This is a genomic window from Streptomyces sp. NPDC058773, assembly GCF_042746015.1.
In the GTDB taxonomy this organism is placed as follows: Bacteria; Actinomycetota; Actinomycetes; order Streptomycetales; family Streptomycetaceae; genus Streptomyces.
This window is the reverse complement of sequence record NZ_JBHYPE010000016.1, coordinates 118,068-144,933: the sequence shown is the minus strand read 5'-3', so window position 1 is coordinate 144,933 and position 26,866 is coordinate 118,068. Positions and strand designations below refer to the sequence as shown.

General features: G+C 73.5%; 18 protein-coding genes. 3 read left to right on the top strand and 15 right to left on the bottom strand.

The window, feature by feature from the left end; translation table 11 throughout:
• Positions 1–114: 114 nt before the first annotated feature.
• The 7 genes from ACFW5B_RS17040 to ACFW5B_RS17010 form a co-directional block, all read right to left on the bottom strand.
• Entirely contained in the window at positions 115–2,967 is a 2,853-nt protein-coding gene (locus ACFW5B_RS17040; RefSeq protein WP_386439622.1) for a condensation domain-containing protein, read from the bottom strand.
• Positions 2,957–4,852 carry an amino acid adenylation domain-containing protein gene (locus ACFW5B_RS17035; RefSeq protein ID WP_386439620.1) on the bottom strand — a complete coding sequence of 632 codons (1,896 nt, stop codon included), beginning with the start codon at positions 4,850–4,852 and terminating at the stop codon, positions 2,957–2,959. The genes ACFW5B_RS17040 and ACFW5B_RS17035 overlap by 11 nt, the downstream gene beginning before the upstream one ends.
• A 1-nt stretch (position 4,853) precedes the next feature.
• Positions 4,854–6,758, bottom strand: a complete 1,905-nt coding sequence (locus tag ACFW5B_RS17030; protein WP_386439618.1) for a non-ribosomal peptide synthetase — start codon at positions 6,756–6,758, stop codon at positions 4,854–4,856.
• A complete protein-coding gene (locus ACFW5B_RS17025; protein WP_386439616.1) occupies positions 6,755–9,940 on the bottom strand; it encodes an amino acid adenylation domain-containing protein in 3,186 nt (1,061 codons plus the stop codon). Before ACFW5B_RS17025 ends, ACFW5B_RS17030 begins: the two co-directional genes overlap by 4 nt.
• A gap of 142 nt (positions 9,941–10,082) precedes the next feature.
• Positions 10,083–11,378 (bottom strand): non-ribosomal peptide synthetase, encoded by a 1,296-nt coding sequence (locus tag ACFW5B_RS17020; RefSeq protein ID WP_386439614.1) that lies wholly within the window; start codon positions 11,376–11,378, stop codon positions 10,083–10,085.
• A 105-nt stretch (positions 11,379–11,483) separates the two neighbouring features.
• Positions 11,484–12,788, bottom strand: coding sequence for an MFS transporter (locus tag ACFW5B_RS17015; protein ID WP_386439612.1), 1,305 nt, complete (start codon positions 12,786–12,788; stop codon positions 11,484–11,486).
• Between the two features lie 390 nt (positions 12,789–13,178).
• Positions 13,179–13,754 carry a TetR/AcrR family transcriptional regulator gene (locus tag ACFW5B_RS17010; protein WP_386439610.1) on the bottom strand — a complete coding sequence of 192 codons (576 nt, stop codon included), beginning with the start codon at positions 13,752–13,754 and terminating at the stop codon, positions 13,179–13,181.
• A 94-nt stretch (positions 13,755–13,848) separates the two neighbouring features.
• Here ACFW5B_RS17010 and ACFW5B_RS17005 point away from each other — a divergent pair, with 94 nt between their 5' ends.
• Positions 13,849–15,000 carry an agmatine deiminase family protein gene (locus ACFW5B_RS17005; protein ID WP_386439608.1) on the top strand — a complete coding sequence of 384 codons (1,152 nt, stop codon included), beginning with the start codon at positions 13,849–13,851 and terminating at the stop codon, positions 14,998–15,000.
• A 72-nt stretch (positions 15,001–15,072) separates the two neighbouring features.
• On the opposite strand, the gene ACFW5B_RS17000 is transcribed toward ACFW5B_RS17005, so the two are convergent.
• Genes ACFW5B_RS17000 through ACFW5B_RS16985 form a run of 4 tightly spaced genes read right to left on the bottom strand, consistent with a single transcriptional unit; the run spans position 15,073 to position 20,618 of the window.
• Positions 15,073–15,882, bottom strand: coding sequence for a class I SAM-dependent methyltransferase (locus ACFW5B_RS17000; protein ID WP_386439606.1), 810 nt, complete (start codon positions 15,880–15,882; stop codon positions 15,073–15,075).
• A gap of 22 nt (positions 15,883–15,904) precedes the next feature.
• Positions 15,905–17,236 (bottom strand): MFS transporter, encoded by a 1,332-nt coding sequence (locus ACFW5B_RS16995; RefSeq protein WP_386439604.1) that lies wholly within the window; start codon positions 17,234–17,236, stop codon positions 15,905–15,907.
• A complete protein-coding gene (locus ACFW5B_RS16990; protein ID WP_386439602.1) occupies positions 17,233–19,248 on the bottom strand; it encodes a PEP/pyruvate-binding domain-containing protein in 2,016 nt (671 codons plus the stop codon). The genes ACFW5B_RS16995 and ACFW5B_RS16990 overlap by 4 nt, the downstream gene beginning before the upstream one ends.
• Positions 19,248–20,618, bottom strand: a complete 1,371-nt coding sequence (locus ACFW5B_RS16985) for an acetyl-CoA carboxylase biotin carboxylase subunit family protein (RefSeq protein WP_386439601.1) — start codon at positions 20,616–20,618, stop codon at positions 19,248–19,250. The genes ACFW5B_RS16990 and ACFW5B_RS16985 overlap by 1 nt, the downstream gene beginning before the upstream one ends.
• A gap of 330 nt (positions 20,619–20,948) precedes the next feature.
• Here ACFW5B_RS16985 and ACFW5B_RS16980 point away from each other — a divergent pair, with 330 nt between their 5' ends.
• Together ACFW5B_RS16980 and ACFW5B_RS16975 are read left to right on the top strand one after the other, a co-directional pair.
• On the top strand, positions 20,949–22,232 hold the full coding sequence (locus tag ACFW5B_RS16980; RefSeq protein ID WP_386439599.1) for a PAS domain-containing protein: 1,284 nt from the start codon (positions 20,949–20,951) through the stop codon (positions 22,230–22,232).
• Between the two features lie 163 nt (positions 22,233–22,395).
• Positions 22,396–22,794: a hypothetical protein gene (locus ACFW5B_RS16975; RefSeq protein ID WP_386439644.1), complete on the top strand. Its 399-nt coding sequence runs from the start codon at positions 22,396–22,398 to the stop codon at positions 22,792–22,794.
• Between the two features lie 81 nt (positions 22,795–22,875).
• Here the strand turns inward: ACFW5B_RS16975 and ACFW5B_RS16970 are convergent, their stop codons facing one another.
• The 4 genes from ACFW5B_RS16970 to ACFW5B_RS16955 form a co-directional block, all read right to left on the bottom strand.
• Positions 22,876–23,238, bottom strand: coding sequence for a hypothetical protein (locus ACFW5B_RS16970; protein ID WP_386439597.1), 363 nt, complete (start codon positions 23,236–23,238; stop codon positions 22,876–22,878).
• Positions 23,239–23,412: 174 nt separating this feature from the next.
• A complete protein-coding gene (locus tag ACFW5B_RS16965) occupies positions 23,413–24,285 on the bottom strand; it encodes an HpcH/HpaI aldolase/citrate lyase family protein (protein ID WP_386439595.1) in 873 nt (290 codons plus the stop codon).
• A gap of 5 nt (positions 24,286–24,290) precedes the next feature.
• Complete coding sequence (locus ACFW5B_RS16960) at positions 24,291–25,352, bottom strand: HpcH/HpaI aldolase/citrate lyase family protein (protein ID WP_386439593.1); 1,062 nt, start codon at positions 25,350–25,352, stop codon at positions 24,291–24,293.
• A gap of 204 nt (positions 25,353–25,556) precedes the next feature.
• Entirely contained in the window at positions 25,557–26,852 is a 1,296-nt protein-coding gene (locus ACFW5B_RS16955) for a glycosyl hydrolase family 28-related protein (RefSeq protein WP_386439591.1), read from the bottom strand.
• Between the last annotated feature and the right edge of the window lie 14 nt (positions 26,853–26,866).

Below are 26,866 nucleotides of genomic sequence, written 5' to 3'. Positions count from 1 at the left end.
ATCAGCCGATCACCCGTGCCCCGTTCCGCCGCTCCGGGGACCGGCCCGCAGGGAGGACGAACGGAGCGCCCGGTGGCCGGAACCACCGGGCGCAGCCTCGTCACACCGCCCGGCTCATCCCTCCGACGGGCCGGTCATCGCGGCCAGTACGGAGCGCCAGTCCTCGCCCGGCTGCAGGCGCAGGGACGGGGACAGCCGGTCGGAGTGGTAGTGCCAGCGGTGGTCGAGGTCCGGATGGACCTCGTCCGATTCGACGATCTCGCTGTCACTGCCGAGCAGACCGGTCAGCGTGGTGGCGAGGTCCCGCCAGGTGACGTGTCCGCTGACGGCGTTGGCGACGCCGTGCACGGGGGCGTCCAGGCAGGAGACCACGGCGCGGGCCAGGGCCGCGCCGTGCACCCAGGCCGCGCCGTACCAGGCGTGCCCACCGGCACCCGGCCGGGGCAGCGCGATCGGCCGGCCCTCCCGCGCGGCCTGGTAGAGCAGACCGGTCGCGCCCCAGCGCAACTGGTCCCGCAGCCGCTGGTGCGGGCCCCAGACCAGCGGGGAGCGGACGGCGCTCGCCCCGCCCCGCCCCTGGGAACCGGCGGCCCGCAGCAGCAGCGCCTCACAGTCCAGCTTCGCCTGCCCGTACGGGCTCAGCGGCCGGCCCGGGGCGGACTCCTCCGCCACCCACTCACCGGCGGGGTGCCCGTAGGCGTCCACGCTGCTGACGAAGGTGAACGGGCCGCGCGACCAGGCGCCGACCATCGCCGCCATCGCGGTCACATCGACCTCGGGCCGGGTGAAGGTGCAGGCCGCGTGGATGACCGCGTCGGCGCCGTCGACGGCCTTGCGCAGACTGTCGAGGTCGGTGAGGTCGCCCTCGATGACGTCCACCCCGTCCGCGGCGACCAGATGCGCGGATTCCGGGCGGGCCAGGGCCAGCACCGGGCGGCCCCGGGCGGCCAGTTCGCGCAGCACGAACGCGCCGACGCCGCCGGTGGCGCCGGTGACCAGGACCGTGCCCTCGCGCGGGCGCCGCCGGCCGGACGCGGTGACCGCGGGCGCGGCGGCCCGCTCGGCCGCGCGGGCGTCCAGCAGCGCGGTGACCGCCCGCGGGGTGCGGGCCTGCATGATGTCCAGGCCGGTCAGCGGCAGTTTGAGCGACCGGCGCAGTCGCTCGGCGAGCTGGACGGCGACCAGGGAGTGACCGCCGAGGAGGAAGAAGTCGTCGTCCGGCCGGGGCGGACGGCCCAGCAGCGCGGCGAATCCCTCGGTCACGGCCTCGGCGCGGGCGCCCTGCGGCGCGGGTGCGGCGGGCAGACCGGGAAGCCGGGCCGGGTCGGGCGCGCCGTCCGCCGTCCGCGGCAGCGCGTCCAGCAGGGTCACCGCCGCCGGCACCAACTCCGGTGCCAGCGCGGCCCGCAGCCGGGCGCGCAGCTCGGCCGGTGTGGGGCCGCCGATCTCCCGCAGCACGGCATACGCCAGCAGTGGCCCGCCGGCCGGTTCGAGCACCGCGGCCTCGGCCACCCCGGGGTGCGACCGCAGCAGCGCCTCGGCCGGGTGCCCGACGGCCCCCTCCGGCTCCACCGCCATCGCACCGGGCAGCTGCGACAGCAGGAGCCCGGGGTCGTCCGCGACGGCCGTGAGCAGCGCGGCGTACTGAGCACCGAGCCCGGCCGCCGCCCCCTCGTCCAGCGCGGCCCGGCCGTACTGGACGAGGCCGGCGGGCGCGTCGGTGTCCACCAGGCCGAAGGACAGGTCGAACTTGGCCTCGGCGGCGCCGACTTCGACGTACTCGCCCACCGTGCCCGGCAGCCGCAGCGTGGTGGGGGTGCCCAGGAGGTCCGCGGTCACCCGGATCAGGGCCGTGCCGTCCGTGTCGCGGGCGGCTGCGCCGAGCCGCTCCAGGATGAGGTCGAAGGGCACCTCGCGGCCCTGCTGGGCGTCGAGCAGCGCGTCCCGTACGCGCTCCACGAGCGTGCTGAAGGACGGGTCGCCGCCGGTGTCCACCCGGACCGGGAGGGTGTTGACGCACAGACCGACCAGCCCGCGCATCTCCGCGCCCTGCCGGTGACTGCCCGCCACCCCGATCACCAGGTCGTCCCGGCCGGTGAAGCGGTGCAGTGCGGCGAAGGCCGCGGCGAGACCCACGGTGAACAGGGTGGCCCGGTGCCGGCGGCCCAGCTCGCGCAGCGCCGCCGGCACCCGCGGGTCGAGCGGGGCGGTGTGGGTGCCGACGGGCCGGGTGCCGCTGTCGGCGGGCGGGTTCGCCGGACGGGGCAGCCGCAGGGGGGCGACGCCGTCCAGACGGTCTTCCCAGTCGCGCACGCCCTGTGCGAGGCGGTCGGCGGCGGCCTGCTCCCGCCGCGCGAAGTCCGCGTACTGCGGGGGAGTCGGCAGCCCGGCCGCGGACCCCGCCGCGTACAGCTCCGCCAGCTCCTTGGCGACGGTCTCCAACGAGGCGCCGTCCAACGCGATGTGATGGAACGTCAGCAGTACGGTGTGGTCCTGCGGCCCGTGCCGCAGCACCAGCGCGCGCGGCAGCGGACCGGCGGCGAGGTCGAACGGGCGGTGCGCCTCCTCGGCCAGCAGGGCGGCAGAGCCCTCGGCGTCCGAATCTTCCGCCTCGACGACGCGCAGCGCGACCGACTCCGGGGCCGGCTGCACCTCCTGGTAGGGCTCACCGTCCCGCTGCCCGTACCGGGTCCGCAGGATCTCGTGCCGGCTCACCAGCGCGGTCAGCGCGGCGGCCAGCGCGTCCAGGTCGAGCGGGCCGCGCAGCCGGGTGGCGAACGGCACGCTGTACGAGGCGCTGCCCTGGCCCAGCCGGTCCATCAGCCACATCCGGCGCTGGGCGTGGGAGAGCGGAGCGGGACCGTTCCGGTCGGCCTCGGGGGCGGGCGCGGGGCGGGCGGCGCGGGAGCGCGCCCGGCGCAGCAGCTCCTCCTGGAGCGCCGCGGCGGCGGGGGTGTCAGTGGCCATCGGTGTCCTCCGGGGCGCCGGGGTGCAGATCGCTGTGCAGGGCGAGCAGCGCGCGCTCGACCAGCGCGGCATGTCCCGCCACCGTGGGGGCGGCGAAGAAGTCGGCGAGGGTCAGCTCGACGCCGAGCTCCTCACGCAGATCGTCGGTGACCGCGAGCGCCAGCAGCGAGTGGCCGCCCAGCGCGAGGAAGTCGGCGTCCGCGCGGGTGACTTCACGGCCCAGCGAGCGGCTCCAGATCTCGGCGACCGCCTGCTCCAGCGGACCGAGCGGACCGGCCGGAGCCCCGGGCGCGTCCGCCGTGACGAGGTCCGTCAGGGCGCGGCGGTCGACCTTGCCGGACGGCGTGAGCGGCAGTGCGTCGACCCACTGGACCTCGTCGGGCACCAGATGGGCGGGCAGCACGGCGGCGAGCCGGTCGCGCAGGTCATCGGGGCGGGGCACCGGTCCGGCCGCGGCCACCACGAACGCGGCGAGCCGGGCGTCGTCGGGGGAGGGGCGGTGTACGGTCACGGCCGCGTCCGCCACCTCGGGCCGCTCCCGCAGGGCGTGTTCGATCTCGGCCGGTTCGATCCGGAACCCGCGGACCTTCACCTGGTCGTCGGTGCGCCCGTGGAAGTCGAGGAGCCCGTCCGGACGCCGGGAGGCGAGGTCCCCGGTGCGGTAGAGGCGCCCCAGCTCGGGGTGGTGGACAAAGCGCTCGGCGGTCAGCTCCGGCTGCCCGGTGTAGCCGTGCGCCAGCCGGCTGCCGCCGATCCACAGTTCACCGGTTTCACCGTCCCCGGCCGGCCCGCCGGTGGCGTCGAGCAGATGCACCGCCGCACCGGCGATCGGCCGGCCGATGGGCAGCGGGCCGTCACAGTCGGCGTCGGTGACGCGGTGGGTGGTGGTGAAGGTCGCCGCCTCCGTCGGCCCGTAGCCGTTGACCAGCTCCAGCCAGGGGAAGGCCCGCAGCACCGCGCGGGCGTGGTGCGCGGACAGCGCCTCGCCGCCCACGATCACCGTGCGCAGCACCGAGAAGATCCGTGAACGGCGGCCGGCCAGCTGGTGGAAGAGCGCGGTGGTGAAGAACGCGACGGTGACACCGTGGCGCTCCGCGTGCCGGGCCAGGTCCTCCAGCGACGGCCGCTCGGCGGTGCACACCACCACCGCGGCGCCGTTGGCCAGCGCTCCCCACACCTCGAAGGTCGAGGCGTCGAAGGTCATCGGCGAGTGGAAGAGCACCCGGTCGCGGGCGGTCAGGGTGAGATAGCCCGGCGCGGAGACCAGCTCGGCGATCGCGTGGTGCGGTACCGCCACGCCCTTGGGGCGGCCGGTGGAGCCCGAGGTGAACATGATGAACGCGGCAGCGTCCGGGCCCGGTTCGACCGCCGGGAGGTGAGCGTCCGCCACCAGCGGCTCACCGGGCAGCGCCAGGGTGGGGCCGGAGAGTTCCGCCGATTCGAGGAGCTTGCTGTCGCCGACGGTCAGCGTCGCGCCCGCCTCGGCCGCCAGCGCCTCGGAACGGGCCCGTGGATGCGCCGGATCGAGCGGGACGCACACGGCACCCGCCCACCACAGCGCGAGCTGGGCGACCACCGTCCGGGCGCTGCGGGGCATCAGCAGGGCGACGGCGTCACCCGCACCGACGCCGTGCGTCCGCAGAAACCCGGCCAGCGCCCGGCCGGACACGACGAGCTGCTCGTAAGTGAGGGTGGTGTCGCCGTCCGCCACGGCCAGGGCGTGCGGGGTCCGTGCGGCGTGCCGGGCGACGAGGGCCGGCAGCCCGGCCGCGGGCGCGGTGGGCTCACCGGACGGGCGGTGTGCGGGCGACGGAGTGCCTTCGGTGGGCACGGGGCCTTCCTTCCGGGTGTCGGGGGAGAACGGGAACGCGGGGGTGGCGGTCATCTCAGGCCCCCGCCGGCTGCCGGGCGGCCCGCCGCCGGTCGACGAGCAGGGCCACGGCGCGCAGATCCGGCTGACGGAGCAGCTCGGGGGCGCGCAGCCGTACCCCGCTCTCCTTCTCCAGGACGGTCAGCAGCCTGGCGGCGAGCACCGAAGTGCCGCCGGCCTCGGTGAAGTTGTCCGCCAGGGAGGTCTCCGGCCGGCCGAGCAGATCGCGGACGGTGTCCAGTACGAGCCGCTCACCGTAGGTGGCGTCCGCGGGAGCCGCGCTCTCCGGGGCGGTGCCGCCGGGGCGGGACGCACCGGAGCCGGCCGCCCGCCGGGTCAGCTCGGCGCGGTCCACCTTGCCGTTGGCGTCCAGCGGGAAGGAGCCCACGAACCGTATGTCCGAGGGGACGGCCTGCTCGGGCAGCCAGGTCCGGAGGGCCGGCAGCAGCGCGTCGGCCGTGAGCCCGGAGCCGTCGGCCGTCCGTACGTACGCCACCAGCCGGGCCCGGCCGTCGGCGGTGCGCGGTGCGGTGACGACGGCGCTCAGGACCGCCGGGTCCTGCTCGAACGCGGCCTCCACCTCCGCCGGTTCGATCCGCACGCCGCTGATCTTGACTTGGTCGTCGAGGCGGCCGAGGAAGTCCAGCTGCCCGTCGGCCGCCATCCGCACCCGGTCCCCGGTGCGGTACAGCCGCTCCACCCCCGGCAGACCGAGGCCCTCGGGCGCGGCGGTGAAGCGGCGCGCGGTCAGCTCGGGGTCCAGATAGCCGAGCGCCAGCCCGCTGCCGCCGATGAGGAGTTCGCCCTCGGTCCCGTGCGCGACGGGCCGGCCGTCGGTATCCGCGACGAGCACGGTGACGCCCGGTACCGGGTGGCCGATCGGGGGCGCGGAGTCCGTGCCCGCCGCCTCGTCCGTGCCGTGCATGGCGTGGGCGGTGGCGACCACGGTGGCCTCGGCCGGTCCGTAGGCGTTGTGGACGGTGGCGGTCACCTCCGCGCCGGGGCGGCGGCGCATCCGGTCACCGCCGACGATCAGATGACGCAGCTTCAGCTCCCGCGGCCAGGGCCGGTCGAGCAGCGGCTCGACCATCGGGGTCGCCGCCACCGACACCGAGACCCCGGCCGTACGCCACCAGTCGGCGAGCACCACCGAGTCCCAGCGGACCTCGTCCGGCGCGGGCACCAGCGCCGCCCCGGACGTCAGCCCGGCCCACAGCTCCAGCAGATGGGGGTCGAACGCGACCCCGATCAGCAGCGACTGCCGGTCACCGGGGCCGAGTCCGGTCGTGCCGCGGTACCAGTCGAGCAGCCCGCCGAGCGCGGTCTCACCGACCGCCACGGCCTTGGGACGGCCGGTGGAGCCCGAGGTCAGCACGGCGTAGAAGGTCCCGTCGGGCGCGGAGTGCGCGGCGGCACCGGGCGTCGCGAACGCCGCCACGACCGTGGCGGTGGCATTGGCGCCCTCGCCCGGCAGCGCCAGGTCCAGCCGGTCGGCCGTCCGGTGCCGGGGCGGCAGCAGACCCGGATCGCCGATCAGACAGCCGACGTTCAGGTCCTCGGTGACGGTCTCCGTGCGGCGCTCCCCGGGGCGGGGTCCCAGCGGCAGGTACACGGCGCCGATCCGGGCGAGCGCGACGGCGGTCACCACGAGCGCGGCCGACCGGTCCAGACACACGCCGACCAGGTCCCCGGGCCCGACCCGGCCGCGCAGCGCCCGCGCGGTCTCGTCGGCGGCGGTGTCGATCTCGGCGTACGTCCACCGGTGCGTCCCGTCGATCACCGCGGGAGACTCGGGGGAGCGGCGCACCCACTCCTCGAAGCGGGCGAGGACTCCGCTCGCGCCGTCGGTGGCGGGCTGCGGGCCCCGGGCGATGCTGAGCGCGCCGGCGGCGGTCGTCGGGGCGGTCATCGGCTGGTTCATCGGGACTCCGTCACGGCGGTCGAGGCGGCGGGCACGGGCGCGGCGGTGCCGACGGCGGCGAGCGCGGCGGCCTGGTCGGTCAGCACCGGGTTCTGGAACAGCAGCCGCAGGGGCGGCCGTTGGCCCAGCCGCGGCTCCAGCCAGGAGGCCAGCTGCGCGGCGAGCAGCGAGTGGCCACCGGAGCGGAAGAAGTCCGAGGACAGCTCGAAGCGGTCGTGGCCCAGGGCCTCACGCCAGCCCTCGACGAGCAGGGCGGTCAGCGGATCGGCCGGCTCGGAGCGCGGCGGCCCGGCGCACGGCGCCTCCGCCGGGGCGGCCGGCTCCAGAGCGGCGGCGCTGCGGGTCAGCGCGGTCCGGTCCGGTTTGCCGCCGGCCAGCCGCGGCATGACGTCGAGCCGGGCCCAGCGCCCCGGTACGAGGGCGCTCGGCAGCCGTCGGCTCAGCTCCGTGTGCAGCGCCTGCTCGTCCCACGGCCCGTCCCCGTCGGCGCCCTCCAGGAAGCCGACCAGCCGGGGCCCGCCGGGGGCCTCGCGGTCCAGGACGACGGCGCAGGACCGGCCGCCGAGCGCGGCCGAGGCGGCCGCCTCCACCTCTTCCAGCTCGATCCGGTAACCACGCAGCTTGATCTGGTGGTCGAGGCGTCCCAGGAAGTACAGCAGCCCGTCGCGGCCCCGGTAGCCGCGGTCGCCGGTGAGGTAGACCCGTTCACCGCCGAGCGCCTCGATCCGGCGGAACCGCGCCTCGGTGGCCTCGGGGTTGCCGACGTAGCCCTCGGCCAACCCCGCCCCGGCGATGGCCAGTTCACCGACCGCGCCGTCCGGCAGCGGCCGGTGGTGGGAGTCCAGGACGTGTACCCGTTCGCCGGGCAGCTCGGTGCCGAGCGGAATCTCCGCGCCGTCGACGAGACCGTCCAGGGTGATCTCGTGGACGGTGGTGCTGACGGCCGCCTCGGTGACGCCGTAGACGTTGAGCACGGTGCTGTCGGTGTCGGCCAGGAACGCGCGCAGCGCGTCCGCCGGGAGCCGCTCACCGCCCAGCACCAGCAGCCGCGGCGCCCAGTGACCGTCGCGCAGCGCGGCCCGCATCTCCTGACGGGTGGCCAGGAAGTAGCTGGTGGGCAGGTTGGCGACGGTGACCCGGGCGGCGACCAGCAGTTCGGCCAGCTCGCCGCCGGTCGGCACCTCACGCTCGGGGGCCACCAGGCACGCCCCGGCGTACAGCGACGGCAGCACCTCCTCCAGCGCCACGTCGAACGACGGCTGGGCGAACAGCAGCACCCGGTCACCCGCGCGCAGACCGAACCGCCCGGCCGCTCCGGTCAGATGGTTCTCCAGCGCCGCGCGGCCGACGGCGACCGGCTTGGGAATGCCCGTCGAGCCCGAGGTATGAATGAGGTACGCGGCACCGGGGACGGTCTTCGCCGCCCGCGCCGCCGGCAGCACCTCGGTGTCGACGGTCGCCGACGGCAGCCCGTCGGGAACGGTGACCGGCGCGTCCGCCGAGGTCAGCACCAGCGCCGGACTCAGCCGCTCCAGCAGCAGCGTCAGCCGGGCCGAGGGGTCGGACGGCGACAGCGGGCAGTACACCGCCCCGGTCCGCAGACAGGCCAGCAGCGTCACGACCGAGTCGGCACCGCGGGGCAGCACCGCGGCCACCGGCTGACCGGCCGTCACCCCCGCGGCGAGCATCCGCTGCGCGAGCGAGGAGACCTGGTCGACGAGGTCGCCGTAGGTGATCCGGCGGGCGCCGATGAGCAGGGCGGGAAGCGAGCGGTCATGGGCGGTGGCGGGGTCCAGCGGGTCGTGCCGCGGCGCCTGCGGAGCGGCGGCCGGCAGGGTCGGCACCGGCGGCGGCGCCAGGTCCGCGAGGGCGGTGCCCGGCGCGTCGAGATACGCCCGCAGCAGGTCGAGGAACCGCCCGGCCAGCAGCTTCGCCACGTCCTCGCCGAACATGTCGGCGTCGTGGTCCCAGACCAGCGTCATCCCCGCCGCGCCGTGCCGCGGGCCCACCCCGCGACGGTCGTCCGGCAGCAGCACCACGTCCAGGTCGAAGCGGGTGGTGCCCGTGTTGAAGCCCTCGAAGAGGGTGATGTCCAGGCCGGGCACGTCGATCTCGGGCAGCACGGCGTCGTGCGCGCTGAACATGACGCCGAACAGCGGGTTGTCCGCCCCCGAGGTGTGCAGACCGAGCGCCCGGGTCAGCTCCTGGATCGGCACCTCCTGGTGCGGCAGCGCGCGGATGAGGGTGTCGGTCACCTCGTCCATGGAGTCCTCGGCCGGGGCGGCCGGGTCCAGCCGGAGCGGGAGCGGGATGGTGTTGACGAACATCCCCACGGCGTCCTCGAAACCGCGCGGACGGTTGCCGACCGCGGTGCCGATCACCATCTGCGAGCGGCCGCTGTGCCGGCGCAGCAGCTCGGCGAAGAGCCCGAGGAGCGTGGCGAACGGCGTCAGACCACGGTCCCTGGCGTGCGCCCGCAGGCGCTCCGCCAGATCCGCCCCGATCGACTGCCGCAGCTGGCCGCCGTGGTGCCGGCGCCGGGCACCGGGCTTGGCCAGACCCGGCAGCGGCATGTCGTAGGACATCTCCCGCAGCGCACCGGCCCAGAACTCCAGCCCGTCCCGCCGCTCCGCCCCCGCCTCGTCCCCGGACCGGGCACGGACATGGTCGGCGTACGAGGGCGCCGGCGGCAGCTCCACCGGCTCGCCCAGGACGCGGCCCCGGTAGACGGTGAACACGTCCCGCAGCAGGATCGCGAACGAGTGGCCGTCGTGGATCAGATGGTGTTCGACGTGGACGAGCCGGTGCCGGTCGTCCGCCAGCCGGACCAGCGTCCAGCGCAGCAGCGGCGCCTCATAGGTGTCGAGCGGGGTCTCCGCCTCGGTGCGCAGCAGCTCCTGGAACGCGGCCTCCGGGTCCGCCGATCCGCTCAGGTCCACCGTGTGCAGCCGCGGCGCGCAGGCCTCGGCGACCCGTTGTCCCGGCACCGCCCCGGCGACGGCGACGAGCTCCAGCCGCAGTCCGGCGTGCCGGTCGAGGGCGGCGGTGAGTCCGTGGCGCAGCGCATCGGTGTCGAGCGTGCCCCACAGGTCGAGGGAGGCGGTGAAGTTGTAGGCGCGGCTGCCCGGTTGCACCTGCTCGTGCAGCCAGACGATCTCCTGCGAGGAGGAGAGCGGAAGCATGGGCGATCCCTGAGGTCGTCGGGGTGGATGTGCGCCGGCACGGGCATGGTCGGGCCCGGCCGGTGGGCGCACGGACCGCGCCGCGGATCGCGCGGCGGGTCCGGCGGTGTCGGTGGGTGCGGGGCGGGGCCCCGGACCGGTGTCAGCCGGCGGCGGGTACGGGAGTCCGTACCGCGTCGGCGAGCGCGGTGAAGGCGCTCTCGGCGGTGCGGTCGGGGAGGACCGTGCGGTCCCACACCATGCGCAGCCGCAGTTCGGAGCCCTGGGTGACGGAGACGGCGAAGGGGCCGCGGACCGCCCTGCCGTCGACATGGATCTCCCGGCCGGTCACCCCGCCCAGGAGGAGCGGCGGCTGACGGCGGGTGTCGTCGACGGTCAGCATGCCGTCGAGCCGGCCGCGCCAGGCGGAACCGGCCGCGCGGGCGGCGTGCACCACGGCGTCGAAGGGCGTGCCCGCCTGGTCCAGGTCGTCCCACCAGGCGGCCGCCGTCGCGGCCGCGGTGGGCCGGTCGCCGGTGTCGGTCGGGAAGACCACGGTGTTGAGGAAGCAGCCGAGCACCGGTGCGGCCCCGGCCGGGCGGCCGCCCCACGGGTAGCCGAGCGGGACGACATGGCCCGCTCCGTACAGCACCGCCGCGGCCGCCTGACAGGCGTTCAGCAGCGCGGGGAAGGGCACCCCTTCAGCGGGCGCGGGCATGGTCAGCGTGGCCTGGCCGCTGGGCAGCGCACCGGGGGAGAGCGGCTCCGGCCGGGCCACCGGGGCCTGTTCGGCGACCGTGCGCAGCCGTGCGCCCCAGTACGCCATGGCCTCCGGCGCCCCGGCGCGCTCCTCCGCGTCGAGCTGCCGCAGCACGGCCTCCCGGTAGGCGGCCAGTTCGACCGCGACATCGGCGGGTGAGGGGCCGTCGGCGTCGGCGCCTTCCTCGTAGGCGGCGCTCAGCTCTTCGACGAGACGGGCCAGCGACTGCCCGTCACACGCGCTGTGGTCCAGCACGAGGCCGAGCACCTCCTCCGTACCCTCCGGACCGTCCGGCACCAGGAACAGCCGCAGCGGTGCGCCCTCCGGCGCCCACCGGCCCAGGACGCGGCGCAGCACGGTGGCGGCGTCCTCGCCGGGCGCGCACGCCTCCTGGAGGACCGGGACCTGCGGCTGTTCCAGGCGGAGCGCGGGGGTGCCGCGCAGCACGGCGGGGCGGGCACGCAGTACGGGGTGCCGGGCGGCGAGCCGGTTCGCGGCGGCCGCGAGGCGCACCGGGTCCACCGTGCCGCGCGGGAAGGCGAAGAACATCGGCACGAGGTCCGGCCGCCCGGCGGGGTCCATGGCGCGCACCAGCGCGAAGCGACGCTGGGCACCCGTGACGGGCAGCAGAACCGGGGTGCCGTCACCGGCGTCGAGCTGCCGGAAGCGGGCCAGGTACTGGCTCGTGATGCTGAGCACGTGATCCTCTTTGTCGTGACTGACGCGCATCGCCGGAGGTGATGCGGGGGGAAGGGCCGTGCGGAGGGGGAGGGGACCGGCCGGGCCGGCTGCGGCGGCCGGCCCTCAGCCGACGGACGCGGGCTCGGCCGGGTCCGTGGTGCCGTCCGCGTCCCCGTCCGCGTCGGCGGCCGGCAGGTCCCGCATCCGGCGCAGCGGGGAGAGCAGCAGCGGCAGCGGCACGACCAGGAATCCGGCCGCACACCACGCCAGCGCCGTGCGGGCGCCGTACGCGTCGGCCAGCGCACCGCCGACCAGGGCACCGAGCGGCAGGGTGCCCCACATCAGGAAGCGCAGCGTGGCGTTCATCCGGCCGAGCAGCCGGGAAGGGCACAGCGACTGGCGGAAGCTCACCTGCGCGACGTTGTAGACGACGGCGCCGAAGAAGACCACACCGGAGCCGAGGGCGAAGAGCGCCGCGCCGGCGCTCCGCCCCGAGAGCGGCCACAGCAGTGCGAACGGGCCGGTGGCCAGCACGGACAGCCAGATGATCCGGGCCTGGCCGAGCCGGGCGGCGAGCCGGCCGGCACACAGCGCGCCGGCCAGCCCGCCCACCGCCGAGGCGGCCAGCACGAGGCCGATGACTCCCGGCGTCAGCCCGAGCACCCGCACCAGGAAGACGGTCTGGGTGGCCATCAGGGTCGCGGTGAAGAAGTTCGCCAGTCCGGTCGTCACCGCGATCATGCGCAGCAGACGGTGCCCGAACACGAACCGCAGCCCCTCACCGATGTCCCGGCGCAGGGACGCACCCGCGGCGCGCTCCGGGCGGCTCTCGGTCTTCCTGATCCCCCACAGGAACAGCGCGGAGAGCGCATATCCGGCCGCGTCGGCGACGATGGCCAGCGACGCCCCGAGCAGCTGGACGAGACCGCCGCCGAGCCCGGGACCGGCCACCTGCGCCGAGGAACGGATGGTCTCCAGCGCCCCGTTGCCCGGGACCAGTTGGTCCTTGGGCAGCAGATGCGGCACGAAGCTCTGGTGGGCCACGTCGAAGAAGACGGTCGCCACCCCGGTGACCAGGGCGACGAGGTACAGCTGGGCCATCGTCAGCGCATCGGCGACGGCGGCCAGGGGGATGCTCGCCATCGCGACGGCACGCACCACATCGGCCTGGATCATCAGCGGCAGCTTGCGCATCCGGTCGACCCAGGCCCCGGCCGGCAGACCGACCAGCAGGAAGGCGGCGGTCTCCGCGGCCGTGAGCAACCCCACCTGGAAGGCAGGGGCGTTGAGCTCCAGCACCGCGATCAGTGGCAGGGCGACCAGGGTGACCTGGGAGCCGAGCTGACCGGCCGCGGCACCGGCGAGCAGGAGACGGAAGTCGCGCAGGCGCAGCGGGCCGCTGGCCGCGGGTCGGGGTATGGCGGACATGCCGAGAACCATCGCGGAGCCGACGATCACGGGTCAAAACCCAATGCGCACTTTCAGTCGGTTTTCTTCACCGTTTCCCCATCAAGACAGAAAATTCTCCGTCAGATCCGGGCAACTGCCGAAGGTCTGCCACCTGCTCACATTCCCTGGTGGGCGAAGGGTGTCAGGGGAGAAGGGGGGCGAGACCGGGCGATCAGTGCAGAGCGCCACCTGACGGAATCAGACCGAAAACTGACGTCGATGTCCGTTTATTAGTCGAAGCGTGGGGTTCATCCGCTATGACGTCCGGCGTGACCTCCGCTCCGAGGCGCCGGGGGGAGAGCCCTCGGGGGCGCAAAAACGGGCGCCCCCGCCGCGGTGGCAGGGGCGCCCGGGTGTGTACAAGGTCCGTCAGGCGGGCCTGAGTTCCTTCCCGACGGCACCGCGGAGCAGCTCATGGGCCCGCTCCAGCGAGGTGGTGCCGCTCAGCCAGCGTTCACTCAGGCCCTCGACCAGCGCGGTGAGCCGCTCGGCCGCCGCATACGGATCGGTTCCGGCCTTCCCCGGACCCGCCTCCTGGGCCCGGCGCAGCAGCCCGGCGAGATCCTCCACCCACTCCCGGGTCGCCTCGGCCAGCAACTCCCGCAGGTCCGGGTCGAAGACCGCGGTGGCCCGCAACTCGCCCCAGGCCGCGCTGTTCTCCCGGACCTGCGGGGTGTCCTGAAGCTCCAGCAGCAGCATCTCGGTGAGCTGCACGCGAGGGTCGTCGGACGCCTCCAGCGCGGCGTCGGTGTAGCGGACCGCGCGCCGGCTGATGAACTCCAGGGTGCGGCGCAGCAGTCCGGCGCGGTCCTTGAAGTGGTAGTAGATCAGCGCGGTCGAGACGGCGGCCTCCGCGGAAACCTCCTCGACGCGCAGCCCGCGGACGCCCCGCCGGGCGATCAGCCGGGCGGCGGCTTCGAGGATCTGGGTGGGCCTGTCCGGCATCGAATGCTCCCGCTGTCCGAGGAAAATCCAGGTTGCTCGGCTCCGATCATGCCTTACGATCGCCCTGACCAAATTTTCAGTCAGGGGGCTGATCATGGAAATATCCCGACGTCAGACACTGCAGGCGGCTGCCGTCGCCGCCCTCGGAGGAGCCCTGAGCGGCTGCGGCACACCGGACGGCGACACATCCGACGGCGGCCGGCCCGCGGCGCAGGGAGCCGACGCCGTCCCCGCGGCGTCACGGACGGCCGGCCGATGGCGGCTGCCCGACGAGGCGCATCCGCACGAGGCGACGTATATGTCCTGGCCCGGCCGGCGGATCTGGGGGCCGTACACCGCCGGGGTGCGCGCCGACATCGCCCGGATCGCCCGCACCGTCGCCGAGTTCGAGCCGGTGCTGCTGCTGGCCGGGGACCGGGACGTGAAGGCGGCACAGCGGGCGTGCGGGTCCGGGGTGGAGGTCCTCCCGGTCCCGGTGGATGACCTGTGGATGCGGGACACCGGGCCGGTCTTCGTGCTCGGCCCCGACGGCGTCGCCGGAGTCGACCTCAACTTCAACGGCTGGGGCGGCAAGCAGGAGCACGGCCGTGACCGCAAGGCCGCCCGCGCGGTCCTGGCCGACGCGCGGATCGCCAGGATCGAGGCCCCGCTCACCGGCGAGGGCGGCGGGGTGGAGGGCGACGGCCACGGCACCCTGATGGCCGCCGAAAGCTCCCTGGTCAACGACAACCGCAACCCCGGAAGGTCCCGCGACGACCTGGAGCGGGAACTCAAGGCCCTGTTCGGCGCCACCGAGATGATCTGGGTCAAGGGCGTCAAGGACAAGGACATCACGGACTGTCACATCGACGCGCTGGCCCGCTTCTCCGCACCGGGTGTCGTGGTTCTCAGCACGCCGGGCGAGGACGCACCCCGCGGTCCCTTCACCCGTGCCTACGAGCAGGCCCGGGAGGTCCTGGAGCGGGCCGTCGACGCCCGCGGCAAGCGGCTGGAGATCGTTGAACTTCCCGAGCCGGCCGATATCGGGCGACGCGGCAAGGACTTCCTGGCCTGCTACGTCAACTACTACGTGGCCAACGGCGCGGTCTTCGTGCCCCGCTTCGGCGACCGCAGGGCCGACAGCACGGCGGCGGCCGTTCTGCGGGAGCAGTACCCGGGGCGGGAGATCGTGCAGCTGCCGGTCGACAACCTCGGCGAGGGCGGGGGCGGAATCCACTGCGCCACCCAGCAACTCCCGCAAGCCTGAAGGAGGGTGGCGGACCGGCCCGGCCGCGCGCCGCCGGCTGACCGGGCGGGCCGTCCGGCCGGCGGGACACCGTCACAGGCGGCCCTCCTCGGTCCGCCAGCCCCACGCGGTGAGCATCCCGGGGGAGACCCCGGGACACCCGTCCGACGACAGCGCACGCCGGGCCCGCTCGATCTGCGCCTCGTCCACCTGCCCGGTCGCCAGCAGGGTGCCCCGCGCCCGGTCCCAGGTGTCGGCCCAGAAGCGACTGAGCGGACTGCCCGGCACCAACGGGGGGACATGGATTTCGGCGGCGACCCGGCACAGGCCCTCGTCCCGCAGCAGATACGGATAGTCCGGCACCCAGGAGATGTCCGTGCCGATGGACTCCCGGAGCCCCTGCCACATCGCGCGCATGACGGTGGTGAACGGGGTGGCCGGCGCCCCGGCGCTGGTCAGGTCCACGGCGTCGCTGAGCACCAGCACCCCGCCGGGCGCGACCAGCGTCGCCAGCCTGGCGATCATGCGGCGCCAGGAGCGCAGATGCATCAGCACGAACCGCGCGTGCACCAGCTGGAACCGGCCGGGATCGAAGTCCGGCGCGGTGATGTCGGCGGTCAGCGCCGACAGCCCCGGCGTCCCGGCGACGTCCAGCGACCTGGTGTCACGGTCGACCGCGAGGACCGAGGTGACACCGGCCGACTCCAGGAGCCACCGCGCGACGGTGCCGGTGCCCGCGCCCACGTCCAGGCAGTGCCACCCGGGCCCGGCACCCAGCGCGGCCAGCCGGGCGGTGCTCACCTCGTCATAGGCGAGCGCCCCCAGATCGATACGGCCGGCCTCGCCGGTCTCCTCCGGGCGGAACAGGCCCTCGCCGTAGTGCCCGGTTTCGGTACCTCGCACCTCCTCAGTATGACCGCGCCGCTCAGGGGTTTCCTGCCGTGGTGACCAGCTCCGTGGCGGGCTCGGGTGCCGGCGGGGTGCGGCGCCGGCCCGGGGCACGCCGCAGGAACAGCTGCAGGACCACCATCACCACGCAGGTGGCCAGCGCACTGTGCCACAGCAGCGCGTCCAGCCGGCCCGCCGAGAGATAGGCCCCCGCGGCCACCGCCGCCAGCGCGCACACCCCCCGGTCGACGATGCTCTCGACGGACAGCAGGGTGGCGCGGGGCGCCCCCGCCGGGATGGCGTCGTTCACCAGCTTGCGCTGCAGCGGATAGGCGAAGCCGGTAACGGCGGCGAACAGGCACAGCAGGGCGATCACGGTCCACGGCCCGCCCAGCGTGCTGCCCGCCAGGGTGCCCGCCATCGCCAGACTGAGCAGCGACACCCAGGCCACCGGCGACAGCCGCTTGCCGAGCCACTGCGGACGGGCCGAGGCCACCGCCTCCGCGACGGTCATCGCGGCCAGCACCCCGCCGTGCGAGGTCTCGGGGATGCCGTGGTCCAGCAGCACCGGCTGGAACAGGTTGACCTGGCAGATACGGGACAGCGTGAAGACCGCGACGCCCTGCACCATCAGCAGCGCCAGCCAGGGCGTGGCCCACACCCAGCGCAGCGCCGAGAGGGCATCGCGCAAGAACACCGGCCCGCCGGGCGCCTTCTCCCCGGCCCGGCCGGGGCCGTGGGCCCGGGCGGTGGCCTGCCGCGGCAGCACCACCGCACAGACCAGTGAGCCCGCAGCGCTCGCCGCGCTCAGCACGTACGGCGTGGGGTGCGCGACGGCCATCAGCGGCCCGACCAGCGGCCAGCACAGCACCTTCGCCGCGAGCCCCAGCGCCCGCGCCTGTCCTTCGGCCTTCAGATAGTGCTCGCCCGCGCCCTCGGCCTCCAGGCCGTCGTAGAGATAGGCGCTGGCCGCGCCGGAGGTCAGCGAGCGGCCCGCCGCGATGGCCAGGAAGTGCACCAGGAAGCCGGTGTAGCTGGGCGCGAAGACCGGCGCCAGGTTCGCCGCGGTCATCACGACCGCACCCGCCCGCAGACAGTTGCGGGCACCGATACGGTCGGCCACCATCCCGGTCGGGATCTCGAAGAGGCAGAACGCGACGTAGTAGATGCTCTGGATGCCGAAGATCTGCCCGTCGGAGAGGCCCGCCTCCCGCTGGTAGGCGTAGAAGACCGGCATCCACCACAGCAGGTTGAACAGCAGCTGGAAGCCGTTGTTCAGCCGGATGATCCGGCGGGCCCTTGGGGACAGCGGCGCACCCGCGGGCCGGGACCGGCGGGTGCGCAGCGGGCCGGTGAACCGGCGGATCACAGCGCGTAGGGGCGGATCTGGACCAGGCGGAAGTCGCCCTGATCGGTCATCAGCCACTCGATGTCCAGCGGATGGTCCACATCGGACTCGCTGAAGTGGGACTGCAGCAGCCGCCCGGTCAGCGCCAGCCGCGCCAGCTTCTCCCGGGTGCCCACCGGCAGGTCCTGGCCGGACGAGCCGAGCGCGACGGTACGGCCGCCGCCCTCCACCGTGTTGTACAGGTACTGCAGCGGCAGCGTGGTGCCGTCGACGACCGTCTCGGGAGAGCCGGGGGAGCAGTTGAGGTAGACGTTGCGGAAGTCCTCGCGCCTGGTCGGGTTGCAGGTCACCAGGACACCGCCGAGGTCAGCGGGCGTGTACTCCTGGATGATCACGCCCATGTAGGTGTCGTCGAGGGAGATGCCCGCCTGGTGGCGCAGCCGGACGCTGCGCGGCGACAGCAGGGAGGCCCACACCTGGCGTACCGCGTCGAGAAGTTCATCCGCGCCGTGCACGGTGGTGATCGATTCGTAGACCCCCGCCGCGGAGAACCCGGGGAGGTCCTCGGCGTTGGAGGAGGAGCGCACCACGAGCCGGCGGCCGGTGGCCGGGCCGCCGGGCAGCGCCTGGGTGATCTGGCGGGTCACGTCCTCGGGCAGCGGGGTGTTCCGGATGAGCTGCTGCAGATGCAGACAGAGCGCGTCCAGCGCGTCGACGGCGTCGAGTTCGAGCGCCATCTTGAGCTTGCCGATGCCCTGTTGGACGGCCGGTGAGGACGTCAGGAAGCGGTGCTGCAGCGCGAAGGGGAGGCCCACCCCGTTCGGTGCCGCGATGACCCCGGCCACGAAGTCGGCCGCCAGGGACCGCAGTTCGGCTCCCGTCGCGTCCTTGGCGCCCAGTCGGGCCGCGAGATGGCCGTAGAGGTCGGCGCGCGGCGGCCTCGGCCGCCCGTAGAAGGCGGTGAGGTCGGCGCTGCGGCTGTCGAGGACGTGGTGCAGCTCGCCGAGGTTGGCGGCCTTGGTCCCGTAGCGGTCCCGGTCGGCGCGGCGCAGACGGTGCAGCCACAGCGCGGGCACGTCCTCCAGCAGCGGCGGTTCCATCCGGATCCGCTGCTGGTGCCAGGCCGGGGCCTCCAGCTTCGGGGCATGGGCCAGCGGGACGATCGTGATCTCGTCGTCCTCCACCCGGTAGCGGACCCAGGCGCCGTCGAGGACGTCCGGGTCGACCATGCGCTCCAGATCGCGGACGATCGCGTTGGGGATGCCCCAGCCGGAGGCCAGGACATTGGTGTGCGACAGCGGGGTGCCCGGCGAGGTGTTGAGGAAGCCCGCCACCCGCGGCACGTCGTCCGGCAGACAGGGCATGGCCACGATGTCGGACCAGCCGAGCCCGTCGGCCACGGCGGCGTACTCCTCCAGGGTCCGGAAGTAGCGGAGCCGGCCGACCGCCTCGCCCGGGTTGAGCGGGGTGCGGGTGCGGTTGCCGAAGAGCTGATGACCGAGGATCCGAGGCACCCGTACGTCGCTGATCGCGGCGAGTTCGTGCTCCTGCCCGTGGTTCGCCGGCTTCAGCAGCAGCGGCAGCCGGCCGTCCACCCGAAGACGGACGAAGGTGTAGAACTCCTCCAGCAGCCGGCCGTCCATGGTGTCGGCCTCGGTGGTCTCCAGCACGAGGAACGGCCGCTCCCGGCCCTCGGCGTCCTCATCGGTGTGCAGCGAGAGCACACCCAGCAGGAAGCGGCGCTCGGGGTCCATGTAGACCGAGGCGTTGAAGTCGTCCAGACCGGAGTCCAGCTCCGCCAGATCCATCCCGAGGACGCGGGTGGCGATGTAGTTGACGTGGAACGGGTGGACGGCGGTGTCGAGCAGATGCCAGGTCTCCTCGGCCCGGTCCACCACGACCTTGAGGTACGGGTGCCCGGCCAGCACCCCGGAGAGGGTGCGGAAGAGCGGCAGCGAGAGGTTCTCCCCGATGACCGTGCGGTCGACGACCGGTCCCGGGGCGCCGGAGGGCAGAACGGCGGTGGCGGTCATCAGCGCACCTCCGTGCCGGGGCCCGTGGGGAGGACGCCCGGCAGCGCGTCCACCAGCGTCCGGAAGTCGCGGATCACGGTCTCCGGGTCGGTGGCGGACAGCAGGCACAGCGCCGCCATGGTGTTGGCGCCCGCGGCCGGGTCGTACACCGGCACCGGCGTCCCGTCCGGCAGCGAGTTCTCGGCGACCACCGACAGATGGCTGCCGGCGCTGAGCGGTACCGCGTCCCGCACCGTCGGGAAGTCCCAGACCCGCTGGTCCGGCCAGGCCTCACCGGCGCCATCGACTGCCAGCACCACCAGCGAACCGGCCGCGCCGTGCGCCTCCTGCGGGGTACGCACCTCGGCGGGCCAGGAGACCGGACGCCCCAGCAGATGGTCGGTGAGCATGCCGATCAGGTCCAGGCCGAAGACCTCCTCGATCTGCGGCACGGTCATCGCCCCGCCGAACCGGGCGGCGGTCTCGATCACCCACATCTGCCCGTCGGCGCCGAGCTTGATCTCGGTGTGCGTACCGCAGTTCCGCAGCCGCAGCGCATCGACGGCCTCGCGCGCCAGGGCCACGATCCGCCGCTGGGCGTCGTCCGGCAGCGCCGCCGGGGTGATGCCCGCGCGTTCGGTGAACGGTTCCACCGTCGGCATCCGGCCGCTGAGACAGACCGGACGGAAGTCACCGTCGACGACGACGCCTTCGACGCTGACGTAGTCGCCCCAGCCCTCCTGGTCGAACCAGTCGGTGGCGGTGCCCGCCACGATCTCCTCGACGAGGAAGTCCGCCCCGGCATCGGCCACATGGAGCTCGGCGTACCCCAGCTGCGCGGATTCGGCCATCACCTCCCGCGCCCGCTCCCAGGCCGCCGGTACCTCATCGGGGGAGCGCAGGGTCCGGTGTGCGGTGGAGCCGGCGCTCCAGGCGGCCTTCAGCAGCAGGGGGAAGCGGAGCGCGGCGGCCGCGTCGTGCAGATCGTGCTCCGTGGCGACCGGGCGGAACCGGGGCTGGGATATGCCGCGTTCCTGCCAGGTGCGGCGCATCATCCGCTTGTCGCGGGCCAGGGCGCAGCTGTCGCCCGCCCCGGCGAGACCGAGCTTCTCGCAGGCCTCCGCGACGGCGACCACCGCGTACTCGGAGAACGTGACGACCGCGTCGGCGCCCACCGCCTGGGCCCGGGAGACGATCAGGGACACCAGGTCGCGGCGCTCGCACTCGGCGGGGCGCAGCACCGAAGCGCACAGCCGGTCCGCGGAAGCGGCCACACTGGGAGGGAGCGCGCTGAGCGCCAGCAGGTGCACTGCCGACCGTGCGGCGACCCGTGACAGGGCGTACCCCAAGGGCGGACCACCCTTGGCATACACGAACAGCACCTTGCTCACTGGAATCCGACTCCTTTTCATATGCTGGGAACCATCGGAAACGGCTGTCAACGCCCGGCCCCCCGGGATCCGAACGCCGTCCCTCAAGCGAAGCAGCCATGCGGCCCACCGTTCCCCGCATCGGGCCGCAACCGCTCAGGCAAATGCCAGAGTTGTGGACCGCGTCACTCCGTCGTGAAGGTTCTGTGATGGCGTATGGCGGTCCGCTGCGGTGTGCGGATGTCGCCAGATCGGCCGAGAACCGGGCATGCCGACCCGCGCCGGGGGATACGCATGGCCATGGCGCGCCGTCCGAAACCCGTTGAACTCATCACCACAAAGGGGCCCGTCGTGGACGAGACCAGTCTGAAGTCGCTGCTCGAACACCTTCCGGTGTCCTGGTGGGAGGCCGACCGCGAGTTACGAGTGATCGACAGCGGCGGCGGTGCCTTCGATGACACCGTGACCGCCCAGCGGTTCCTCGACACCGTGCGCAAAGAACTCCCCGGGCCGCCCGCAGCACCTGAAATCAGCCATTGGCAGGCGCAGTTCGACGGTCGTGTCTTCGATGTGAACTGGCCCCTCGGCGTGCCCCGCCAGGGCCGTTCCCGCGGACTGGCGGTGGAGGTCGGTTCCCGTACGGCCGCCCCCCGCCGCTACGACGCCTTCGCCGACCTCGCCCCCGCCGCGGCCTTCATCCGGGACGCGAACGGGCACTACCTCTGGGCGAACCATGCCTACGCCCACCTCTACGGCACCACACCGGAGCACATCATCGGCAAGGACGTCACCGACGTCGACGGCCCGGCCGACGCCCCCCAGGTGCTGAGCCTGGACCGCGAGGTGCTCGACCGCGGCAAACCCGTCCGGCACACCCTCACCTACCACCGCTTCGACGGCACCGGCGGGCAGGCGGTCGGCCATCGCTTCCCGGTCCGGGAAGCCGGCCAGACCTGCGTGGCGGGCATCTACATCGACATCAGCGACTACACCCGCGCGCTGCGCCAGCGCCGGGAGGCCGAGGAGAACCTGCACGCACTGCGCGACCACAGCGGACTGCCCTGCGCCCTGATCTCCGCGGGCGGCCGCATCCAGCAGGCCAGCGCCGCGGCCGCCGAGATGCTGCAGACCCGGCTCTCCGACCTCGTCGGCCGCCGGGCGCACACCGTGCTCGGACCGGCGCCGGAATTACCGGGGCTGCACCGCAGCTGGCTCGATCTGATAGCGCGCCGCAGCCGGCGCATCCAGACCACCGTCGTACTCATGGACGCCCGCGGCCGGCAGCGCCGGGCCCGGCTGCATCTGACGACGGTGGGCCGGAGCGCGGACCGCGCGACCAGCGTCTGGGCGGTCGTCACCCACCAGAGCCTCGCCCACGATCCCCATCCGCCGCTGACGGCGACCCAGGTCCGCATCCTCTCCCTGCTGGCCGCCGGCCGCAGCAACGCCGAGATCGCCACCTCGCTGCACCTCTCCCGGCAGACCGTCGACTACCACCTCAGCCGGCTGCGCGACCTCCTGGACGCCCCGACCCGGCCCGCCCTGGTCGCCCGCGCCTACGTGCTGGGCATCCTCGCTCCCCAGGCCTGGCCGCCGCGCTCGTCCACGGCCTGCCATCCGCACAGCGTGACCTGACGGGCCCACCGCCGTCGCCCCCGGGGTTTTTGGGCCACCCGGCTGATTGTGGCCACCGGGGGTTTGCTCCCCGCGGGTTGAACGCCGGTGCCGGCCGACCGCGGCAGCACGATACGTCTGGCATCGGAACGATGAAGAGGCGAGGAGCGTCGTGAGAAGAATGATGCAGGCGGGAACGGTCGTCGGGGCGTGCGGGCTGGTGCTCTTCGGCGGCGGCGCGGCCCAGGCGGTGTCCCTCCCGGAATCGCTGCTCTCCACGGTGGCGGACGCCGATGTGGGCACCCTGAACGGCACGGTCAACGGGGTCGTCTGCAACAACCGGCTGGGTCAAATCCACTACAGATCACCGGTGTTGGCATCCCCGCACGCTTGCGTGAACGGGCCGGTGAACAGCGGCAACAGCCTGCACAGCGGAAACTTCATCAATCACGGGAACCCGAACAACAGCGGGAACCTCTCCAACACCAACGGCAACACCAACGCCGCCAACTCGGTCACCGGCGCGTCGACGGGCAGTGGCAACAACGTGCAGCGCGTCCTGGGAGGCCTCTTCCACCACTGATCCGCGTCGGCGGAGGGAGACGGCGGAGCCGCTCCGGTCCCGGTGCCCCCGGGACCGGAGCGGCTCCGCGCACATGCCGGCTCAGTCGCGGTGGATGCGCTGCTCGTTGTTGCCGGACTTGGTCGCCGTGCCGGTCGTGCCGCCCGTGTCGTCGTTGGTGTTCGCGTTGGTGTTGGTGGGGCTGCCGCTGTTGCTGACGGTGCCGGAGACATGGACGTTCTGCGATCTCCGCGGATTTCCGCTGAGCACCGGCCCGTTGATGCAGAACCGGGCCCGGTGCGCGCAGCGGAACCTGGCGTCGAAGCGGGCGACGGTGTTGCTGTTCGAGACCCCGTCGCCGCCCGACGGCGCGGCCCACGCCAGGGTGGGCGAGACCGTACCGGCGGCCAGGAGCAGACCGCAGGCTCCTGCCGTCACGACATTGACGCGTGCCGAATTCTTCACAGTGTGCTCCCGCGCTGGTGGTTGGTACCCGGGGATCTTGCTATCCCGGATGCCCGCCACCACCAAGCCTGAGCAACGGCCGGTCCCGTGTATTCACCCTGTCCGATTATGGGAATCACCGTGACGGCCCTGGGAAAAGGGCCGCCACGGTGACGTTCCGAGGGAGGCGTCCGCTCAGCGTCCGGCGATCGCCTCGGCGAGGGCGAGGACCCGGCGGGCGTCCTCGACATGCAGGTTCTCGATCATGCGGCCGTCGACGGTGACCACACCGCGGCCCTCGCGGGTCGCCTCGTCGAAGGCGTCAATGATCTTCCGCGCATGAGCGATCTGGTCGGCGGACGGGGCGAAGGCCCGGTTGCACGGCTCGACCTGCGACGGATGGATGAGCGTCTTCCCGTCGAACCCGAACTGCCGGCCCTGTACGCACTCGGCCTCGAACCCCTCGGCGTTCTTCACGTCGTTGTAGACGCCGTCCAGGATCACCTTGCCGGTGTCACGGGCCGCCAGCAGCGCCAGCGACAGCCCGGTCAACAGCGGGGCCCGGCCGGGGACATGCTCGGCGTGCAGCTCCTTCGCCAGGTCGTTGGTGCCCATCACCAGCACGGTGAGCCGCTCACTGGCGGCGGCGACCGCACGGGCGTCCAGCATCGCGCGCGGGGTCTCGACCATGGCCCAGATGGCCGTGCGGTCCGGGGCGCCGGCGGCCTCCAGCGCGCGCTCGACCTCCCGCACGGTGTCGGCGGACTCCACCTTGGGCACCACCACCGCGTCCGGACCGGCCTCGGCGGCGGCCCGGAGGTCGTCGGCGTGCCAGGCGGTGCCCGGACCGTTCACCCGGATCGTCACCTCCCGGTAGCCGTATTCGCCCGAGCCCGCGGCGGCCGCGACCCGCTTGCGCGCGTCGGCCTTCGCGTCGGGGGCGACGGCGTCCTCCAGGTCGAGGATCAGCGCGTCGGCGGGCAGGGACTTGGCCTTTTCCAGGGCGCGTTCATTGGCACCGGGCATGTAGAGCACGGAGCGGCGCGGTCGCAGGATCGCGTCGGACACGGGTGTTACTCCTTCTCGGCCGCGGCGTAGGCGTCGCGCAGCTCGGGGTCGCGGGCGGCGAGGGCATCGGCGAGCTCGGCGACCACCTGGCACTGCTTGTACGTGGCGTCGTCCTGCATCTTGCCGTCGATCATCACCGCACCGGTGCCGTCGCCCATCGCCCCGATGACCCGGCGGGCCCAGGCGACGTCGGCGGGGGCGGGGGAGAAGACCTTCTTGGCGATGGCGATCTGCACCGGGTGCAGGCTCCAGGCGCCGACACAGCCCAGCAGGAAGGCGTTGCGGAACTGGTCCTCGCAGGCGGTGGTGTCCTTGATGTCACCGAACGGCCCGTAGTACGGCAGGATGCCGTGCGCCGCGCAGGCGTCGACCATCCGCGCCAGGGTGTAGTGCCACAGATCCTGCTGGAAGGTGGCCCGCGGGGCGGCGCCGTCCGTGCCGTGCGGGTCCTCGCGGACCAGGTAGCCGGGGTGTCCGCCGCCCACCCGGGTGGTCTTCATCCGGCGGCTGGCGGCCAGGTCGGCCGGGCCCAGCGAGATGCCCTGCATCCGGGGGCCGGCCCCGGCGATCTCCTCGACGTTGGCGACGCCGGTCGCGGTCTCCAGGATGGCGTGCACCAGGATCGGCCGGGTGATCTGCGCCTTCGCCTCCAGCTGGGCGAGCAGCCGGTCGACGTAGTGGATGTCCTCGGCGCCCTCGACCTTCGGCACCATGATGACATCGAGCCTGTCGCCGATCTCGGTGACCAGCGTCAGCAGATCGTCCAGCGCCCAGGGCGAGTCCAGACTGTTGATCCGGGTCCACAGCTGCGTGTCACCGAAGTCCGTGGCCTTGGCGATCTTCACCAGGCCGGACCGTGCCGCCTCCTTGCGGTCGGCTGCGACGGCGTCCTCCAGATTGCCGAGCAGTACGTCCACGGTGGGCGCGATGGCCGGCACCTTGGCGGCCATCTTCTCGTTGCCCGGGTCGAAGAAGTGGATCATCCGGGACGGCCGGAACGGTACCTCGCGTACCGGTGTGGGCGCCCCGACTGCCAGCGGGCGGAAGAAGTCCTTCGGAGAACGCATGCACAGTCTCCCTGGTCGGCTCGGAGGGCGGGCCGCCGCCGGTGCCCGGCGGCGCCCTTGCGGCCCTCACTCTAGGCCCGACCTGGGGCAACATTACTGACCAGTATGTGTGCCGTTGGTCACCGTCGGCGAGGAAACCGGCCCCGCAGGCACAGGCCGTCAGCGGCAGGCCCGGACCGCCGGGTTCCCGCCACCCCGGTCCGCTCAGGACCCCAGACAGTCGACGAACTTCACCCGGTCGCCCGCGCCCTTGATGAAGTCCTCCGGTGCGTGGTTGCGCAGCCGGCACATGTCATAACGGGCCCGGGGGCCGGTGCCGCCGCCGTTCTCGTAGGAGTGCTGCCCGGACAGCTGACAGGAGTCGTACCGCACCAGCGGCCCCTGGGGCCCGACGCGGTAGCGGTGCGGGCTGCTCTCCCCGGCGAAGGACTTGAAGGCGTGCGCGGTGTCGTCACAGTCGTTGAAGTGCACCGTGCCGCTGTCCCAGGCACAGTCGATGACGACGGTGTCCGGGTCGCGCACCTCGAAGCGGATGTCCTCGGCGTGGAAGCGCTGCACCGAGTCATGGTGCGGACCGCGCGGGAAACGGAAGAAGGTGCTGGTGCGCCCGTACTCCTCGGTGTCCTCGGGGCGGCGGCCGGTGACGATGTAGGAACCGCCGCGGCAGGTGATGGAGCCGCCGTAGGGGAACTCCAGGAAGTTGCCCCAGGCGTACTCGACCTTCATGTCGTTGAACCAGTAGTTGAGGAACTGGTCCTGCTGGCCGTGGCTCAGCGACTTCTGCGACAGCCCGGAGTACAGGAACGCCTTGCGGTAGGCGCCGCCCACCCGGCAGGCGTCCCAGCGCATCTCCGAGTTGGTGTTGCTGCCGTCCAGGGCCACTCCGTAGGTCCACTCGCCGGTCCATTCGCACTCGGTGAAGCGGTAGTCCTGGGCCTGACCGGTCGAGTAGGAGTAGAAGAACGAGGCGCCGGGGGTCGCGGCGGCGAAACCCAGCTGCTCGAACATCACGTTCGCCCAGCTGTCCTCGTTGCGGCACAGATAGGAGTCCTTGCCTTCGGGCGGTGCGAACAGCAGCTGGGTCATGCGCTTGCCGGCCCCGCGGAACCGTAAGCCGTTCGCCTTGAGCTTGCCGCCGGCCGCGTCGAGCAGCGCATGGGGCCTGCGGATGAGGTAGGTACCCGCCGGTATGTCGATCACGGTCCGGCCGACGTGGTCCCACACCCGGCCGGCCGCACGGGAGTAGGCGCGGGCGAACGCCCGGCTGTCGTCGGTGCGTCCGTCGCCCTTGGCGCCGCAGTCCGCCACCACGTCGATGACGTCCTTGCCCTTGGGCTTGTGGCCGGTGACTTCGGGGACCCGGGCGTCGTCGGACGACTGCCGGGAGGCAGGGGAATCCTGCTCGCACCCGGTGAGGGCGGCCGCCAGCGCCGCGGCCGTGCCCGCCAGCACCGTCCGGCGATCGGCGCCACCGGTTGACGGGGAGGTCCTGCCTGCCATGATGTTGCTCCTTC